13 protein-coding genes and 1 pseudogene are annotated in these 16484 nt (G+C 36.4%); 11 read left to right on the top strand and 3 right to left on the bottom strand.

What is annotated here, in order from left to right:
* The first annotated feature begins 9 nt into the window (after positions 1-9).
* From NXG61_RS01625 to NXG61_RS01580, 10 genes are all read left to right on the top strand, one after another.
* Positions 10-1059: a DUF6339 family protein gene (locus NXG61_RS01625; protein ID WP_307224321.1), complete on the top strand. Its 1050-nt coding sequence runs from the start codon at positions 10-12 to the stop codon at positions 1057-1059.
* A 55-nt stretch (positions 1060-1114) separates the two neighbouring features.
* Positions 1115-1888: an HNH endonuclease gene (locus NXG61_RS01620; protein ID WP_307224323.1), complete on the top strand. Its 774-nt coding sequence runs from the start codon at positions 1115-1117 to the stop codon at positions 1886-1888.
* 4 nt (positions 1889-1892) lie between these two features.
* Positions 1893-2327: a very short patch repair endonuclease gene (locus tag NXG61_RS01615; protein WP_307224325.1), complete on the top strand. Its 435-nt coding sequence runs from the start codon at positions 1893-1895 to the stop codon at positions 2325-2327.
* A gap of 767 nt (positions 2328-3094) precedes the next feature.
* The gene (locus tag NXG61_RS01610; protein ID WP_307224327.1) at positions 3095-4996 is read left to right on the top strand and encodes a hypothetical protein; all 1902 of its coding nucleotides are present in this window, start codon (positions 3095-3097) and stop codon (positions 4994-4996) included.
* On the top strand, positions 4980-5867 hold the full coding sequence (locus NXG61_RS01605; RefSeq protein WP_307224328.1) for a hypothetical protein: 888 nt from the start codon (positions 4980-4982) through the stop codon (positions 5865-5867). Before NXG61_RS01610 ends, NXG61_RS01605 begins: the two co-directional genes overlap by 17 nt.
* The gene (locus tag NXG61_RS01600; RefSeq protein WP_307224330.1) at positions 5864-6595 is read left to right on the top strand and encodes a DUF6339 family protein; all 732 of its coding nucleotides are present in this window, start codon (positions 5864-5866) and stop codon (positions 6593-6595) included. Before NXG61_RS01605 ends, NXG61_RS01600 begins: the two co-directional genes overlap by 4 nt.
* A 21-nt stretch (positions 6596-6616) precedes the next feature.
* Positions 6617-9634, top strand: coding sequence for a DNA-directed RNA polymerase subunit alpha C-terminal domain-containing protein (locus NXG61_RS01595; RefSeq protein WP_307224332.1), 3018 nt, complete (start codon positions 6617-6619; stop codon positions 9632-9634).
* Between the two features lie 546 nt (positions 9635-10180).
* Positions 10181-10525 carry a transposase gene (locus NXG61_RS01590; protein WP_196595541.1) on the top strand — a complete coding sequence of 115 codons (345 nt, stop codon included), beginning with the start codon at positions 10181-10183 and terminating at the stop codon, positions 10523-10525.
* Positions 10522-11154 carry a DDE-type integrase/transposase/recombinase gene (locus NXG61_RS01585; RefSeq protein ID WP_307223024.1) on the top strand — a complete coding sequence of 211 codons (633 nt, stop codon included), beginning with the start codon at positions 10522-10524 and terminating at the stop codon, positions 11152-11154. Before NXG61_RS01590 ends, NXG61_RS01585 begins: the two co-directional genes overlap by 4 nt.
* A gap of 31 nt (positions 11155-11185) precedes the next feature.
* Complete coding sequence (locus NXG61_RS01580) at positions 11186-11323, top strand: hypothetical protein (protein WP_307223022.1); 138 nt, start codon at positions 11186-11188, stop codon at positions 11321-11323.
* 41 nt (positions 11324-11364) lie between these two features.
* On the opposite strand, the pseudogene NXG61_RS01575 reads toward NXG61_RS01580, so the two are convergent.
* A pseudogene (locus NXG61_RS01575) lies at positions 11365-12363 on the bottom strand (IS6 family transposase).
* An 85-nt stretch (positions 12364-12448) separates the two neighbouring features.
* Here NXG61_RS01575 and NXG61_RS01570 point away from each other — a divergent pair.
* A complete protein-coding gene (locus tag NXG61_RS01570) occupies positions 12449-13690 on the top strand; it encodes an IS256 family transposase (protein ID WP_432748928.1) in 1242 nt (413 codons plus the stop codon).
* Between the two features lie 717 nt (positions 13691-14407).
* Here the strand turns inward: NXG61_RS01570 and NXG61_RS01565 are convergent.
* Both NXG61_RS01565 and NXG61_RS01560 read right to left on the bottom strand, forming a co-directional pair.
* The gene (locus tag NXG61_RS01565) at positions 14408-15610 is read right to left on the bottom strand and encodes a hypothetical protein (protein ID WP_307223712.1); all 1203 of its coding nucleotides are present in this window, start codon (positions 15608-15610) and stop codon (positions 14408-14410) included.
* Positions 15611-15707: 97 nt separating this feature from the next.
* A complete protein-coding gene (locus NXG61_RS01560) occupies positions 15708-16472 on the bottom strand; it encodes a hypothetical protein (RefSeq protein WP_307223714.1) in 765 nt (254 codons plus the stop codon).
* Between the last annotated feature and the right edge of the window lie 12 nt (positions 16473-16484).

Raw genomic sequence — 16484 nt, 5'->3', positions numbered from 1 at the left:
GGAAACATTATGCTGGTTAATTTTATGAAAAATAGCGCATTGGATTTTTTGAGGAATGAGATTCCAAATAATGTTCCTTTATATAATTCACAGGACAAGTGGATAGATAAGTATTTTGAAGATAAAGGAATAGAAAATTATTCTTTTAGCACTGGAATCACGGTACCAGATATAGAATTGACTATTGGTGGTTCAGAAACTGATTATGAGAATGCCGTAAAAGTATATAACGTTTTTAAAGATCGATTGACATCTGTTCAAGCAAGTGATCTTAGGCTTTGGGCGTATCTTGCACACAGCGTATACTGGAAATATATGCGGAGAAGATGGGCAATTAATCTTCAATCTGATGATGATAATGAAGATGCTGGCAATAAACTTGTTTCCAGAATTGGCGCAAGATATTTTTTCAATACTTCCAAAGGTAAAGCATTTGTACGGCAGGGGATTGCAAGACTATACTGGAGTGCATATTTAACATACAATGAAAAGAATAAAGACAATCCATATGAGCTTACAGAGTATTTTTTAAGCAAACAGGATATTTTTACAGTTTCAGCAGAACGCTCTTTAGCAAGAGACAAGACTTTGTTCCTGTCCGCCTTGAAAATACTTAAGAAGCATGGCGATTTGACACGTTCTCAGATTAGACGGTATTTCTTAGCATTGAACCAGGCCGGTGGTGTTATTGTATTTGATTCACTGTCAAGTGATGCATCATATGATCTGGCTAAGAAGACTCTATATACTGTATTAAATGAAACAGAGGATCATGCATCTAAAGATAAAAAAGATGGAGAAACCTATACGAAAAATGTAAGTGAGAAGGTTTCAGACACAGAAGAAGCGAAGGTAACCAGCAGTATTACATCTGAATTGCCATTAAAAAGAGTAAAATATAACAGTAAACTTATTATCAGCAATATTAGAAGCGGTGTACGTATACCTATGGCAGTGAATAGAACATCTTTTCAGACACAGCCGGATTTAGTGGGCCTCAGCGTTGGCGATAAATTTAAAATCCGTAAGGAAATATGGAAAATTGATAAAATAAAATGATCCAGCAGAAGGATGTTAAGGGAAAATATAAGGATGGTACTGTAATACGAATAACATGAATGGCATTAATTGGAACCAGGAGGAAACAATTTTAGCATTTGATTTATACTGCCGTACGCCATTTGGCAGGATTGGACAAAGTAATCCGGACATTATAAAATTGGCTGAACTGCTCGGCAGGACACCGGGGGCAGTGAGCTTAAAGATGTCTAATCTTGCTCACTATGATCCTGAACTGCAGAAACGTCATATAACAGCGATGGCTCATGGAAGTAAACTTGATGCAGAAATATTTGAAAAATTTTCAAATAATTGGACGGAGCTTATATATCAGGCGCAATTAATCAAGGCAAAACTAAAGAAGCAGAGGATAGAAGAACTATTTGATATCAGAGACATAGAAAAAATTCCACTGGGTGAATACAGAGATCAGATAATTAAAACAAGAGTAGGCCAGTACTTTTTTAGAATGTCTGTACTAAATTCCTATGGAAATAAATGCTGTATAACTGGACTGTCAAATGCAAAGCTTTTAATAGCCAGTCATATTAAACCGTGGGCTGACAGCAATGAAAGAACCGAAAGAACAAATCCAAGCAATGGACTCTGTTTGAATGCATTGCATGATATGGCTTTTGATAAAGGGTTAATTACTCTTGACAAGGACTATCATATTATAATATCAAGTTTGATAAAGGATTCAGCAATGGATTTAAAAACACGGGACTGGTTCATGAGTTATGAAAACGCGAAAATTCATCTCCCGGATAAATTTCTTCCGGGGGAAAAATTTATTGAATATCATAATGATATTATATTTCAGGGGTGACGTAATGGATAATCTGACACCGCAGCAAAGAAAAAAGAACATGCGGCATATCAAAGCTAAAGATACGAATATAGAAATTCTTCTGCGTCGCGAATTATGGCATAGAGGATACAGATACAGAAAAAATTATAATGAGCTTGCAGGAAAGCCTGATATAGTACTTACTAAATATAAGATAGTAATTTTCTGTGATGGAGAATTCTTTCATGGGAAAGACTGGAAAGTGTTAAAACCAAAACTTGAACACAGTAACAACAGTGAATATTGGATTTCCAAAATTTCAAGAAACATAAAACATGATAATGATGTTAACAAGGCATTGTTATGCTGCGGATGGACGGTAATTCGATTTTGGGGCGATAACATTAAAAATGATCTTGCTGGTTGCATCAAGGTCATAGAAGAGACAATATACGATATGAAAATGCTGTCAGATTAATAGATGAATTGTGGTATTGCGCCCAGAAAGTGATGTAGTTCCGAATTCGTACTGTGCTTGAAAAAGTGTATCAGAATTATATTGTGGATGATAAATAGTTGAAAAGCATGCTTATAAATATATAATTTATTTGTTTAAGTATTTAATGACATTGCCGTTAATCAGTGGTCCAGAACTTGTTGATGGATATTGCCCATTGAGCGTTAATATTCAAACTGAAAATAAAATTTGTTAGTGATAGTCATTAATGTATTCAAACAACTTGTTTTTATATATTACTGCACCTTATCATTTTAAAAATCAGTGAAAATATTGAAAAACGGCATAAAATATGTATTTGGTCAATTTTATTTTACAAATAACCTTTTATTTTTGAAGGCACAAAAGATTCTTAATATCAGCAAGTCGGCAATGCTGTACCACCTCTAACGGTAAAAGCTATTGCTAACCTTTATGAAACATCGTTGACATATCGAGTCGTTTTGCGATAATATATTTTTGAGTTTGAAAAGAGTGAATAAAATGGGTGCTTTAGAAATAAAATACGAGAGATTCGTAAGAATTGTTGAGGCTCGCACAAACAAAATTATAGACATGATTCAGCTGCTTGGGAACTGTTCCAACGCCGCTACTTACGAATATACATAAGCGGATATTGAAAAAATTTATTCTGCAATTGAGAACGAAATTAAAGAGTCGCGCAAGAAATTTAGCAAAATTGAGAGCAAAAAAAGTACCCGTTTTACGCTTGAATAGGAGGTAATGCAATGAGATGGTCGTTTCCATCGAATAATAAAGGTGATATAAACGGCATTGGCAATTCGGGTGTCGAAACTTTTCAGGGGACTCCTCTGAAGTCACTTGCTCGCGAAATATGTCAGAATTCACTCGATGCAGCACTCGAAGGCAAGACTGTAGAGGTAGAGTTTATGCCATTCGCCCTTGATGTCGATGAGTTCCCTGATGCTGAGTCGCTTGGAAAAGCGTTCAGGGTTTCCTTAGATTTTTGGGGTATCCAGTCAGTAAAAAAGGCCACTGACTTTTTTGAACGCGCGATTAAAATGATGGAGTCGGGAAGCATTCCGTTTCTTAGGATAAGTGACTTTAATACTACAGGGCTGAAAGGCTCAAAAAGCGAATATAATACCCCTTGGTGTAATTTAACTAAATCATCCGGGGCATCAGACAAAGCGGGAACGTCAGGCGGGTCATTCGGTATAGGCAAATTTGCTCCTTTTGCCTGCTCCGAATTTCGAACCGTTTTTTATAGCACACTGGACATAGAAAATGTTACAGCTTTTCAGGGTATATCAAGAATAACCAGCTTTCGCCGAAAAGAAGAAGATGATATTACTGTGGGTGTCGGTTACTATGGTGCCAATAATAACCAGCCTGTATATTCGCAGATTAACCTTGATCCTCATTTCAGGCGCGGAAAGAAACAAACCGGAACAGATATATTCGTCGCCGGGTTTCGCTTTTATTCGACAGATTGGAAGGATAGCATTATTACTTCCGTGCTTGATGGATTTTTGTATGCCATCTTTATCGGCAAGCTTGTAGTAAGAGTTTCTGATGTAATAATAAATAAAGATACGCTTCCTGCGCTGATTGCAGAATATCAGACTTCCCTGACCGAAAGCGCTGATAAATACTATACAGTTCTGAGTTCTGATGACACTGTTTGGTATAAGGTTGATTTTAAAAATCATGGAACTGTGCGATTAGGCCTTATCATACAATCTGATAAGCATCAGATTGAGATGCATCGCAAAGTTGCAATGATAAGAAAAACTGGAATGAAAATAATGGATCGTGGCAATATTTCCGGCATTATTCCTTTTGCCGGTGTAATGCTTATAGAAGGCGAAAAGATTAACGATTTCCTACGCAATCTTGAAAATCCTCAGCATACAAAATGGGAACCTGAGCGTATGGAGCCTAAGAGCCAAGTACCCTTTGCTCGTGCCTACATTAAGGAATTAGTAGACTATATAAAAGATTGCTTAGAGAAATTAAAACAGGACAGTGACATTGATGAAATAGATCCTGACGTGGGAGAATATCTGCCTGATGAAAGTGACATGGATTCCGGCGATGATAATCATGAAACCGAATCGCTTCCTGATACCATTAAATCGTTTGAGGTAACCATTCCTCCGCGCAATAACAATAAAACAAGTGTGTTCACTGAGGGAGATGAAACTACTACAGACGACGAAAAAGGTGATGTCGTTGAAGAAGAGCCTGATTCAGGTGCAGGTCACAAGGGTGGCAGCGAAAGGTTCGGCAGTTCCGGAGGCGGTTCATCCGATGGTGATGGCCGCGGCGAAAATCCCAAAGAGCACCACAAGTCTCTTGTTGGCATTACCGCCTCAAAAGTTAGAATCGTATGCTTAAATAAAGAGGCTGGTGAGTATTCCATAACATTTGTACCGACTTCTTCTGCAGAAAACGGACGGTTCGATTTATTTTTGTCTGCAGAATCCCAAGATTATGACGCGCCAATAATCTCAGCTATAGGTATGGGACAACCTCCTTTAACAGTAGCAGGAAACCATATTTCAGGGATGGCATTTACGGCTAATACTCCTGTTCGCCTTAAAGTTACAATTGATTATCGTGATTATTGCTCAATGGAGGTAAAAGCATATGGAAATAAGGCCTAAGCTTTATCCATACCCTGTGCTGTCATACTATTCTGATGATTACGTGGATAGCAGTTTTGATACAGTTATTACACCAGTGAGAGATGGCTATAACATCCGCATAGACTTCCTGGCAGAAGTAAATAATGCTGGAATATCAGATTTGTTGGTTTCCGGAAAAGCGAAAATCGTCTACCATCTTGAATGTGCACAGACGGGATATCGGGTGGCAGTATCAACGTCGAAGTATGAGCTTTCTCATGTAATAGTCAACAAAATGATAAGCGGCAGATTACAGGTTTGTCCGTTCATTGTTGCAGAAATGGAGATTGCAGAATATGTAAATCCAAATTTTCACGAGGATTATCGCGGTTTTAAGTTTACCATCGAAGAAGGATGCGTAATGGCTGTAGGAAAACAAGTAAACATTAATGTCGATAAAGAAATCAGCGACTTATCAGATACCCCTTCAGTTTTCAGTATAATTAAAAATGATGATGAACTGGTATTGGGCATGGTTGTTGACCTTGATTATAAAAAAATAGTTATTAAATTGCCTGAAAGGGAATTTTTCAACTTTAAAAGTTTAAAAGGCCAGGCACTAATCCAATCGGTGCTTAATTCTTTAGTTGTCATACCTGCACTTACATATGTACTCGAAGAAGTATCGAAGAGAGAGCCCAGCGAAAGATATGAGTATAGCTCCTACGCTTGGTATCGGACTATAAAAAAATCTTTAGCGAATAAATTCAGCTGTGACATCGATAGTGAAAAATTTACTGACCGCAATATGCTTGAAACGGCTCAAAAATTAATTAACGTCCCTCTTTCAGATGCCCTTCAGACGTTATCAAGCGGATATGGCAATACCGGTGAGGAGGAAGATGAATGAAACTAACTTTTATAGAAGATGACAGCCTGTTTGCTCTCAAAAGCAATCTGCCTAAAATCTTTACCAAGTTTGCTTCGCCTGATGCAGAATGGATTAAAGAATATTTTGGTCGGTCTCCTTTCATCGACACAAAGTATACTGTTGACGATTTCTCTCTCAATATGTCTCAGGAAAAGCCTTTCTTAACTGAGTTTGAAAATGTGCAGCGAGTTTATAACAGCCTTAGTTTTTTGTCAGACTCTCAAGCTTCAGACGAGCGGCTTTGGGCAGGGCTTTGTATAAATCATTTTTGGAAGTATACTCAGTACAGATGGGATGTAGTCTCAAAGTGTACCGTTGATAGTGTAAAGCAGCATTTCTTTTTTGGCTTTGGAGCGAGACGCTCTTTGACAAGAAATGCTATCGCTCGTTTGTGGTGGATAGGACGCCTGACGCATGACTCTTCACGCACGGATCCTTATGAGCTTACCAGCTTCGTATGTGAAACTTCCGATTATATCATGCATATTCTTGAGCGTAACACATCAAACAGCCCTATGATTACAAAGGCATTCTTATCTGCACTTTTAACTGCCAGAGAGGAAGAATGTCCCATCAATACCGATACAGTCGGCGAACTGTCAAAGTATCTTAATCTGCTCGGCGGTACATACATTTTGGATTGCCTTCCGGAGACAAAGATCTATGATAAAATACTTGAGAAAGCAAGAAGTATGAAGACTTCTTAGCCGAAGGGAAATAGGTGCCTGATGTCAGAATCAATTTATACTCTATACAGCGATGAAAAGTTTGAGAAGATACGGTATTACCTTGGAGAGCGAGGTTTTATCAGTCTTGATGCTTTGGTGAACTTTGATTTCGATGAATTGCTATTTGTTCCTGGGGTCTCAGAACTCCTGATTTCAGAGGCAAAACAGCTTCTTTTTCTTTATAAGAGTCCATCATCAACTGCCGAAGAAACCGCAAGTGTTGCGGAGCACGTTTGTGAGGAAAATCGCGCATCCCTTGAAAACGTTGATATAGATGAAGCTGAGAGGCAGAATGACCAGTGCGAAATCCTATCGCAGCATGCCGTAAGAATAAAAGATGCTTTGATAACTGACGTTTACTCCAACGTGCCTCGAAGCGCACCGTTTATAATAAAATGCACAAATAATGGTAAATTGTACATGAGTCAGCTTTCGGATATAGATTTTGATCAAGCTGCAAATTTAAAAGGGCTTGGCATTGCTTCCGCTGAAAATCTCAGAAAAATTTATATCGAATTTATTAACTCTCCTTCGCTTCCTGCGGATTATTCTGTAAATGAATCTCTGCATTCATCAACCCCGATAGAGTATCTCCCGCTTTCAGTCAGGGCAAAGAACTGTATTAAACAAGTAGGTATCTCTTCGCTTGAAGGATTGTTGTCTTTAGCGGCAGAAGACCTGATGAACATTAAAAATATGGGGAAAAAAACTTGCCAAGAAATATTAACCTTTCGTGAAAACGCTTCTTTCCCGGAACCCGAAGCATCCAAACTCTACTATCTAGAAGACGTTGTCTCTGAAAACAAACCTATTCCTATTGCCTTGCTTCGCAATATAGGAGTATCTGAACAGGAGATTGATTTGTTTTTGAAAAACAATTGTATTACTATTGGTGACCTATGTACTCGGGGGCTAACTCCCCGGGAATATTCATTTGCCCGTATAGTTAATAATTATATGTCTATCCCTGTAACAGAACGGTTTGTTTATGCAATTGATGCCTTGAAAGACAGCGCAAAAGTAAGCATGTTAAGGCGTTGCAATGGAGCAACTCTAGAGGAAATCGGCAAAGAATTACAAGTAACTCGCGAAAGAGTACGGCAAATCCTCGCAAAAACTTGCCGCAAGCTTGTAGGTACTGCAGAATTAGTAGCAGGAGCTTTGTTTTCATCAGATAAAGCTACTTTTACTTTTTCAAACCTCATGAAGCTTTTCTCCACTGAAGAGTCGGCTATGTACTGCAAACTTGTTTTACAGGAGTCCGATTATGTTCACTACCTTAGTTTTTTTGACAGCTTTATAAATATTGCAGTCTGCGGCTCTGATATCGAAGACAAGCTCAAAGAATTTACAGAAGAAGTCATCGGTGAAGGCATTAATTTTTATGACAATCTCGAATTAATAGAGTCTGAGCTTAAAAAGTATAATCTGGATTATTTCGATGCTGTAGATATTATGAATTTCCTTGTACATAACAGATATCGTTTCTATGGCGATTATGTCACCAAGGGCAGTCAGCCATATGCGATCGTCTGTCACGATGCCGTTCGAAAATTCTTCAGGTTTGATATCAAGCTGGATTCTGATGAAGATAACGAAGATATGCGTACGCTCAGAAAAATTATTGCCAAACGCTATCATGGATTGCCTTTGCCTCCTAAAAATAGGGCTCTAACCGCAGGAATGACCCGTGATGCTTCCAGATTAATACTCTCTGGCCGTGGTCGATATTGTCCAATTGAAAAGGTCATATACAGTGTTTCTCTGTTTGAAGAGATTCGCACTTTTATTCAAAACAGCTCTCAGACTAGTTTTTATTACGCTGAACTTTTTTCACATTTTAAAGGGCGCTTTATGGCTGAAACGAATATTAATAACTTAAATTTTCTGCATGGGATGCTTAAATTCTTATATCCTGGTGAGTTTGAGTATGAAAGAGACTTGATGATTAAGATTGGGGAACTCAGACAAGATGTGAATGACCGTTTAAGCAAGCTATTACTAAAGAATGGCTGTTCTATGACTAAAGCAGATATTAAGCGGGCAATCCCTGGTATAAATGATTTTGTCATTTCATTTTCCGTAATGCGGCTACCAAAGGTCATTCAATGGGACTATAATGAATTTAATCATATGGACAATATAATTATATCTCGTGAAGAAAGATTAATGTTATTCAATGTTATAAAAACTCAAACTGAATTACATAACGGTTATTCCAGTGATACATTATTGTTTAACGTTGCTAAAGATATATGCAAAGACTTTTTTGCCGGAAATGATATTAAAAATCCACAGAATCTTTACTATGTCGTTTCATGTCTCTTTGAAAGCGATTACCGATTTAGAAGACCACATATTCTTTCTAAGAATTTTCCCGTGCAAGAAATATCTGCAGCCAATATTGCACAGGTTCTGCTCCATTGTGAAACCGACTTAAACTATGAAAAATTCTGTCATCTCGCGACCGAACTCGGATGGGCTGAAGGTACAGCATATTCAATATTCTCAGATTTAGAAAAGGATTTTATTCGAGTCTCTGAAAATTATTATATACGAAAAAACTATTTCTGCATTTCTCAATCGTTGATAAATTCACTTTCTGAACTGCTACAGGAACTCGTCAGCAAATCTGGATATTTTGCTTTCGGCAGTATATTCGATTATGAATCGTTTCCAAAATGCTCATACAAATGGAATGGTTTTCTTCTGGAATCACTGATTACGGAATATAATACCGGATTTCGGGTCATATCTCCGCAGATTCGAGATCGTCGTTATCAACGAGGGATTATAATTCCTAATGATAGTCCTTTTATTACTTTTGAGGACCTGGTCTTAGGAAGGCTTATTGCTGATGGTATCTCAAACCTGTCTGAAACTGAACTCCTTAAATATTTAAAAATGCGTGGACTAATTATAACAAGTGCTATCCCGCAAGAGTTGTATAAGTGTCCGAAAATGCCGTTTAAGAATGAAGTTTTCATAGTTAAGGATAAGGCAACAAAAAATCCATGATGCAAGGATATTCTGGAATAAAGAGTCAGATTAACTCATCAGGAACGAGGTATTGCAAAAAAACTGTTACCGATTCACGTCTCTGTGTTTGTAGGGTAACCAATGTCACCGATTGGCTGGTGTCAAGGTGTAGGCTTTTTTGTGTGGTTCAGTACCCAAAAACTGAACTAGTTATAATGTTAGTAAAACAGGTAAAAATAAATAAGAGTATGTAATGGCACGAAAAAATTATACGGTAAAGCAGATTATACTTGGATTATCAGAAATATGACGAGGAATGTAGCGTTTATGCTATTTATAAGCATATCGTTATATTGATTCTGCGAATGCAGTGTATATATATATCAATAGTACAAGTTTAAATGAGAAAATCAAATATTAAGGTGGGGCAAAAGGTAGGCCATTTTAATTGCACAAAGAAAAATAGTCGTATTATTTGCATTAGCTATCACTTTGCTAGGTATCATAATGATGTTGTACAATAAAAATTGGCACCCTATTCTCAAGGATTGTGATATATAATTGATAGAGAATAGGAGAAATAAGATGGCAAAACGAATTATAAAAACTTATGACCAAGAATTTAAATCACAGGCTGTAAAATTAGCTCAGGAGATTGGTGGACACAAAGCCGCAACGGAACTGGGGCTTCCAGATAGTACTATCTATACATGGGTTAAAGCCTTCAAAGAAGGTAGGTTGGAGGCAAAAGACGCTGTTCATACTCCTTCCAATGCCTTATCTCTTAACGAGGAACTTATTGAACTTAAAAAGCGTGTTAAAGAACTGGACAAAGAGAATCACCATCTTAAAGAAGTGAATGAATTTCTTGAGGAAGCAAGCGCTTTTTTCGCCGCCAGCCGTCGGAAGTCAACAAAAAACAGAGATTGATATTTATTGCAATAAAAACTGAAGACGGCACTATTAAAGGTAAAATTTCATTCTATTGTAAAAGTCTATGCGTAACCAGACAGGGATTTCACAATTATCTTAAATATAAAGATAAGCCTTGGAAATATCAGTCTCTTGCAGATGCTATGTTAGATATCTGTGCTGAAGATGAATGCAATGATACCTACGGACGAATCAGAATGCATCAAGCTTTAGAGCTAAAAAAGCCTGCTGGTATTGAGATTCCGAGTGAACGGACTGTATACCGTGTTATGGAAGAAATCGGTATTAGCCATAGACCAAAAAGAAAACCTAATGGAATCACAAAAGCTGATAAAGAAGCCAGAAAATCTGATGACTTAATTAAACGTGATTTCTATTCTGATAAACCGTTAAGCAAGTGCGTAACAGATATGACTGAAATAAAGTGTCTGGATGGAAAGCTGTATGTATCCGCAGTTTTTGACTGCTTCGATTCTGCAGTACTGGGATTAGCAATGGATACAAATATGAAAGCCACGTTATGTGAACAAACAATAATTAATACATATAAAGCATATCCAGAAATTCGGGGCTGTATCCTGCATAGTGATAGGGCAACACAGTATACCAGTGAGCTGGTACCGTAATGCAATTAAGCAATACGGAATAGTACAAAGTATGAACAGTGCAGGTGGCAGATGCCATGATAATGCCCGTTGCGAAAGCATGTGGGCAAGATTAAAGGAAGAATTAATCTATAATCGATATAATGCTTCAAAAACAACTGTTGAACATATAAAAACAATGGCTTTGTAAAGTAAACATGAAAGATTAACAAACAGAAACAGCCAAATACTTCAAGCAACGAACAAAAGCTTGTGTTTACTTCTGGCAGAAAGATTCAGCCCTGCAACTTGTGCCGGAGTCAAACTGTTAAGAGCGGAATGAGGACGGACAAAATTGTAAAAAAAGAGAAAAACCGCGATAAGGTTGTTGGCGGAATTGAAAGAAGAAAATCCCTGTTTGGTTTTATACCATGCTTTGAACTGCTTGTTAAAGCATTCGATCAGGTTGTTGGTGATATCGTCACTGAAGCTGTGGACACGGATATGTTTGACATTCAGCACTGCTTTTACAGGAACTTTGTAGGCACTGTAACGGTCGGTTACAATGGCTCTGGGTTTGCCAAGGTGCTTAACGGAATTAAGCAGGGAAAAAGCCTGAGGACTATCCCGGTGTTTGGAAAGATGAAAGCCGAGGACAAAACGTGTTTCGCTGTCCACAATTAACCAAAGATAATATTTCATGCCACGGATTTTCACCACGATTTCGTCCGCGTGCCATTCATCGGAGTCGAAATTGAGCGTTGGTATCAATCCAAGTGCAATGTTGTGAAACAAAGGGGCAAATTTCGTACACCAGTTGCTGATGGTGGTGTGAGAAAGCTGAATATTCATGACCGTACGCATAATAAGAGCAATATTACGGAAAGAATTCTTGCCTAAATAAAACATTGACAATGCCGTCAGAATAACATGCATAGGATAACGCATTCGCTTGAAATTGGTTTTTCCTGACAATTTCTACATGGAAGGTGCTGTAATAGCAGCTTGTTTTGGGACAAAAAGGGAATGACCGCATTTCTTGTCACCACATTGGTAGTTTGAATAATATTTGTGTTCATGATGAAGAAACATGGCCTTCCCGCAGATAGGGCAAATTGGGTAAGAACGTATGCGTGGCCTTCCTGATTTGCCGGTTGTATTGGCATATGGTACAAATTGATGCCCGCATACACGGCAAAGATATTTTTGATTTCCATCTTTATCTTTGCCATAACGATAAAAGGAGCCTATGAAAAAATCTCTGTAAACAAACTTCCACTCGAAGTCATAAGGTCTTCTATGGTACAATCTAGTCATAGGAGGAGGCCTTTTTATCATGGCAAAACAGCGCAAAGAGATTCACAAGGTTGAAATGACCGATGGAAAGCGGGCTATTATCCAGCAGCTCTTCCAAGAGTATAACATCGAGAAACCAAATGACATCCAAGATGCCCTGAATGATCTGCTTGGTGGCACCATCAAGGAGATGATGGAGTCTGAAATGGATGAACACCTGGGCTATAGCAAATCGGAACGCTCCGACAGCGAGAACGCCCGTAACGGTTATAAACCAAAGCAAATGAACAGCAGTTATGGCAGCTTTCAGATTGACGTTCCTCAGGATCGGCAATCCTCATTCAAGCCACAGGTTGTCAAGAAGCGTCAGAAGGACATCTCTGCCATTGACCAGAAAATAATTTCCATGTATGCCAAAGGGCTGACGACCAAGCAAATTTCTGAAACCATCGAGGATATCTATGGGTTTGAGGCATCAGAAGGCTTCATATCGGATGTCACTGACAAAATCCTGCCCCAGATTGAAGAGTGGCAGTGTCGGCCACTTGCCAGCGTCTATCCTATTATCTTTATTGACGCCATTCATTTTTCGGTACGTCATGACAGTATTGTCAGCAAGTTGGCTGCATATGTTGTGCTCGGCATCAATGAGGATGGCTACAAAGAAGTACTCGCCCTTGAAGTCGGTGAAAATGAAAACAGTAAATACTGGCTGAGTGTTCTGAACGGTCTTAAGAACCGCGGCGTCCAGGATATTCTTATCCTCTGCTCGGACGGACTCACAGCGCTTAAGGAAGCTATTGCTGCAGCCTTCCCAAAAACAGAACACCAGCGCTGTATTGTGCATATGGTACGTAATACCCTTAAATATGTAGCCAATAAGGACATGAAGAATTTTGCCAGAGATCTTCGGACGATCTATACCGCTCCTGACGAAAAAACCGCTGTCAGACGGTTAGAGGAAGTAGATCAGAAATGGACGTCCCAGTATCCAGCAGCCATGAAACGGTGGCATGATCACTGGGATGTCATAACACCAATCTTTAAGTTTTCGATAGATGTTCGTACAGCTTTCTATACAACGAACACCATTGAGAGTTTAAATTCTTCCTACCGCCGTTTAAACCGTCAGCGAAGTGTTTTCCCAAGTTCACAGGCTCTGCTCAAGGCTTTGTACCTGTCCACTTTCGAGGCTGCCAAGAAATGGACCATGCCACTTCGGAATTGGGGAAAGGTAAGAGGTGAACTGGTCATCATGTACTCTGACAGATTACTGGCATGATAGCTCTAACGAAATGACGATTTATTAATTCTTTATTAACTATCATAGAAGACCTTATTTACAGACTTTTATTCATAGCCCCATTACTTAATTTTATATTAGCTTTTAGTGTTTACACAAAACTTGAAGAACTCTCGAAGAACTCTCAGATTTCCTTTCGTTTTCGGTGTCTAACCACGTGGGGAAAGGCCACTACTTATATTTATATAGTAATTATTTCGACTATTTAATTGCTTTTGCAATGAATCCATATTGATTATAACTTTATTAGCTGTAATCCCTTGCGCTTTATGTGTAGTCATAGCATAACCATGATCAAAATGCTTGTAATTATCTAAATTGATTTCTATATTTTGAAAGATAATTTTTCCCTCTTATATTCATGCCACTAAAATTTACAATGTAAATTCAATTATAGTCCCCTTTTTTATCCCCTTTTTATTCTATTTTTAATGTTAAATCTGTTCATTATAAACAAAAAAGCTATAAAAAGATATTAAGTATACTATTTTATAGCCTATAAACACTTATATTACTCTATTTTTATGAAATTATTCTTTAGTAATGATCAGATCGTAAGTTCAAATTCTATTGCCAGCTCCATATGTATATCAAGGCTTCCGAGGTTTTTCCTTGGAAGCCTTTTTGTTATATTTAATTAAAAATCCCCTTTTTAGTCCCCTATTAATTTAAAAATGATTTCCCCTTTGTATTACATCACTGTTTATTATTATGTACCAATTCCATAATAACTTCATGATATACTCTTTCAAGAAATATTTTTTCATCCATATCTGTGGTAATAGAATCAATTTTGTTAAATGCTTCTACTATTGTTTTTGTATTTTCTATATCATGTTTGTCATAAATTTCTTTAAACTTATCTTTAGTACTTTTCCCTAGTTCATTTTTTGAATTGACTATTTTCTTATATAACGAAAATAAACCATCTTGTGATATTTTTTCCATACCACTTAAACCTTGTATAAGATCTTTCATCGAATTTTCAATATTTAACAAGTTATTCAATTGTTTAATTTTGCCTATTAATGTTTGTATTCCCATCCCATGAGTTATATTGAATATTGAATTTTTTAATGGCTGCATTCCATAAAATGTATTTTTATATTCATCTGTTATTTTATACCGTACCTCCATATAAAATGCCCCTTCGCGGATTTCATTATTTGTAATTAAAACGCCAAATTTAAGAATACCAACATTAGGTATTCTTAGTTCGTTTTCTTGTTCGAGAAAAATTCTAATATAAGAATCTGATAAAAAAGTTTTTTCAATTCTAAACTCTAATTTTTTTTCAACCGCTAATTTATGTAAATTAAGCATAGACAAATATAAAGCAATATTATTATCATAATTCTGATATCTAGATGAAGTTAGTGCCCGTAAAAAATAATCATCCTCATTCTTTATCAATCTATATTGGCGTATAACAGAACCACGCTTTTCTAATAATGTTTTTATATTTTCTCTTAATAAATCTACATAACCATATTTTATACAATAATTTGAAAATTTCCCCATTGAAAAAAGATTCTCAAAAAAATCATAAGAAAACTCGTATATTCCATTTGCTTTTAATTCTTTATATTTTTCTATATTATAAAAATTTATTACAATTTGGTTATCTTCTATCAAGCCCATATATCCGATATCTTTTAACGGCACAATTATATCTAATTTTTCCATATTAATTTTATTAAACTCTAAAATTAATTGTTTACTTCCTTTTATTTTAATATATTCATTTTCATTGCCATAAGAATCTAAAGGAAAAATTTTTTTAATTAATTTATCTAATTCTAAGCTTTCATCCAATAAATTAGCAAAATCCGTTAGTTGCGCAGCTTCTCCATCAATAACCTTTATCATTTTTGAATACAAATAATCATTATCAAACATTTTATTACCTCCATACTTTATATCAGCTTAACATATTATCTAAGTACTAAATAATCATTCTACAAATAGCCTCCATATTGTTTACTCTACAAAATATTTATTTCAACGCTTTTGTAATTTTACACATCAAGTCATATGCATTTAAATACTCAATATATTCTACACTTCCAATATCTGAAATGCTTTTTGTATTTTTATCTTTTATAATAATAACAGGTTTTCCTATTCCATAAGCTAAACCTAATTCTAGCATAACATTCGGATTCAACCCTGATATATTAACAATTACCAATGCACATGACTGTATTTCACGACAAATTTTACACATTATATCTATATTTAAAACATTTGAATCTGCACGATAATATCTCATTCCTAATCGATCTAAAGCTTCCTTTATTCCATACGTATATGAATCAACATACATATCATCAAACGACATTGCTATGAACACTTTATTCTTTTCATACAGAGGATTAACAGGGCATCCTTCAGCACCAATTTTAAAACATCTTCTCATTTGATGAACTGGAGTTTGTTTTTCTTTTTTAGCTGCCCTTAAGTCATCCATTTCTAACTTAAATTTTTCTATTATTTTTTCAACTTCATTTTTAAAAATTTTTACCGAAGTATCACGAATAGTTTTTTTGGTTGAAGAAAAATCCCAATCACCTATTTCATGTGGGCTTACTTTTCCATTTAATTCCCTATTATACAAAACTATAATATCATTAAAAATTTTTACCCAACTTTTAAAAACATCTACATATACATATGTATTATTAGACTGATAACAATTTATTTTATTCTTTAATATTTCTAATTGATAAACTATATCATCAACAATATTATTCTCTTTCATAGTGTCTCCCTA

It is taken from the genome of Pectinatus haikarae, assembly GCF_050916305.1.
Lineage (GTDB): Bacteria > Bacillota > Negativicutes > Selenomonadales > Selenomonadaceae > Pectinatus > Pectinatus haikarae.
This window is presented reverse-complemented; position numbering and strand designations above follow the sequence as displayed.

Coding starts and splice junctions, on each gene's coding strand:
- NXG61_RS01595 (WP_307224332.1), top strand. CDS start 6,617: ATGTCAGAATCAATTTATACTCTATACAGCGATGAAAAGTTTGAGAAG.
- NXG61_RS01600 (WP_307224330.1), top strand. CDS start 5,864: ATGAAACTAACTTTTATAGAAGATGACAGCCTGTTTGCTCTCAAAAGC.
- NXG61_RS01590 (WP_196595541.1), top strand. CDS start 10,181: ATGGCAAAACGAATTATAAAAACTTATGACCAAGAATTTAAATCACAG.
- NXG61_RS01610 (WP_307224327.1), top strand. CDS start 3,095: ATGAGATGGTCGTTTCCATCGAATAATAAAGGTGATATAAACGGCATT.
- NXG61_RS01615 (WP_307224325.1), top strand. CDS start 1,893: ATGGATAATCTGACACCGCAGCAAAGAAAAAAGAACATGCGGCATATC.
- NXG61_RS01625 (WP_307224321.1), top strand. CDS start 10: ATGCTGGTTAATTTTATGAAAAATAGCGCATTGGATTTTTTGAGGAAT.
- NXG61_RS01565 (WP_307223712.1), bottom strand. CDS start 15,610: ATGTTTGATAATGATTATTTGTATTCAAAAATGATAAAGGTTATTGAT.
- NXG61_RS01580 (WP_307223022.1), top strand. CDS start 11,186: ATGAACAGTGCAGGTGGCAGATGCCATGATAATGCCCGTTGCGAAAGC.
- NXG61_RS01560 (WP_307223714.1), bottom strand. CDS start 16,472: ATGAAAGAGAATAATATTGTTGATGATATAGTTTATCAATTAGAAATA.
- NXG61_RS01620 (WP_307224323.1), top strand. CDS start 1,115: ATGAATGGCATTAATTGGAACCAGGAGGAAACAATTTTAGCATTTGAT.
- NXG61_RS01570 (WP_432748928.1), top strand. CDS start 12,449: ATGGCAAAACAGCGCAAAGAGATTCACAAGGTTGAAATGACCGATGGA.
- NXG61_RS01605 (WP_307224328.1), top strand. CDS start 4,980: ATGGAAATAAGGCCTAAGCTTTATCCATACCCTGTGCTGTCATACTAT.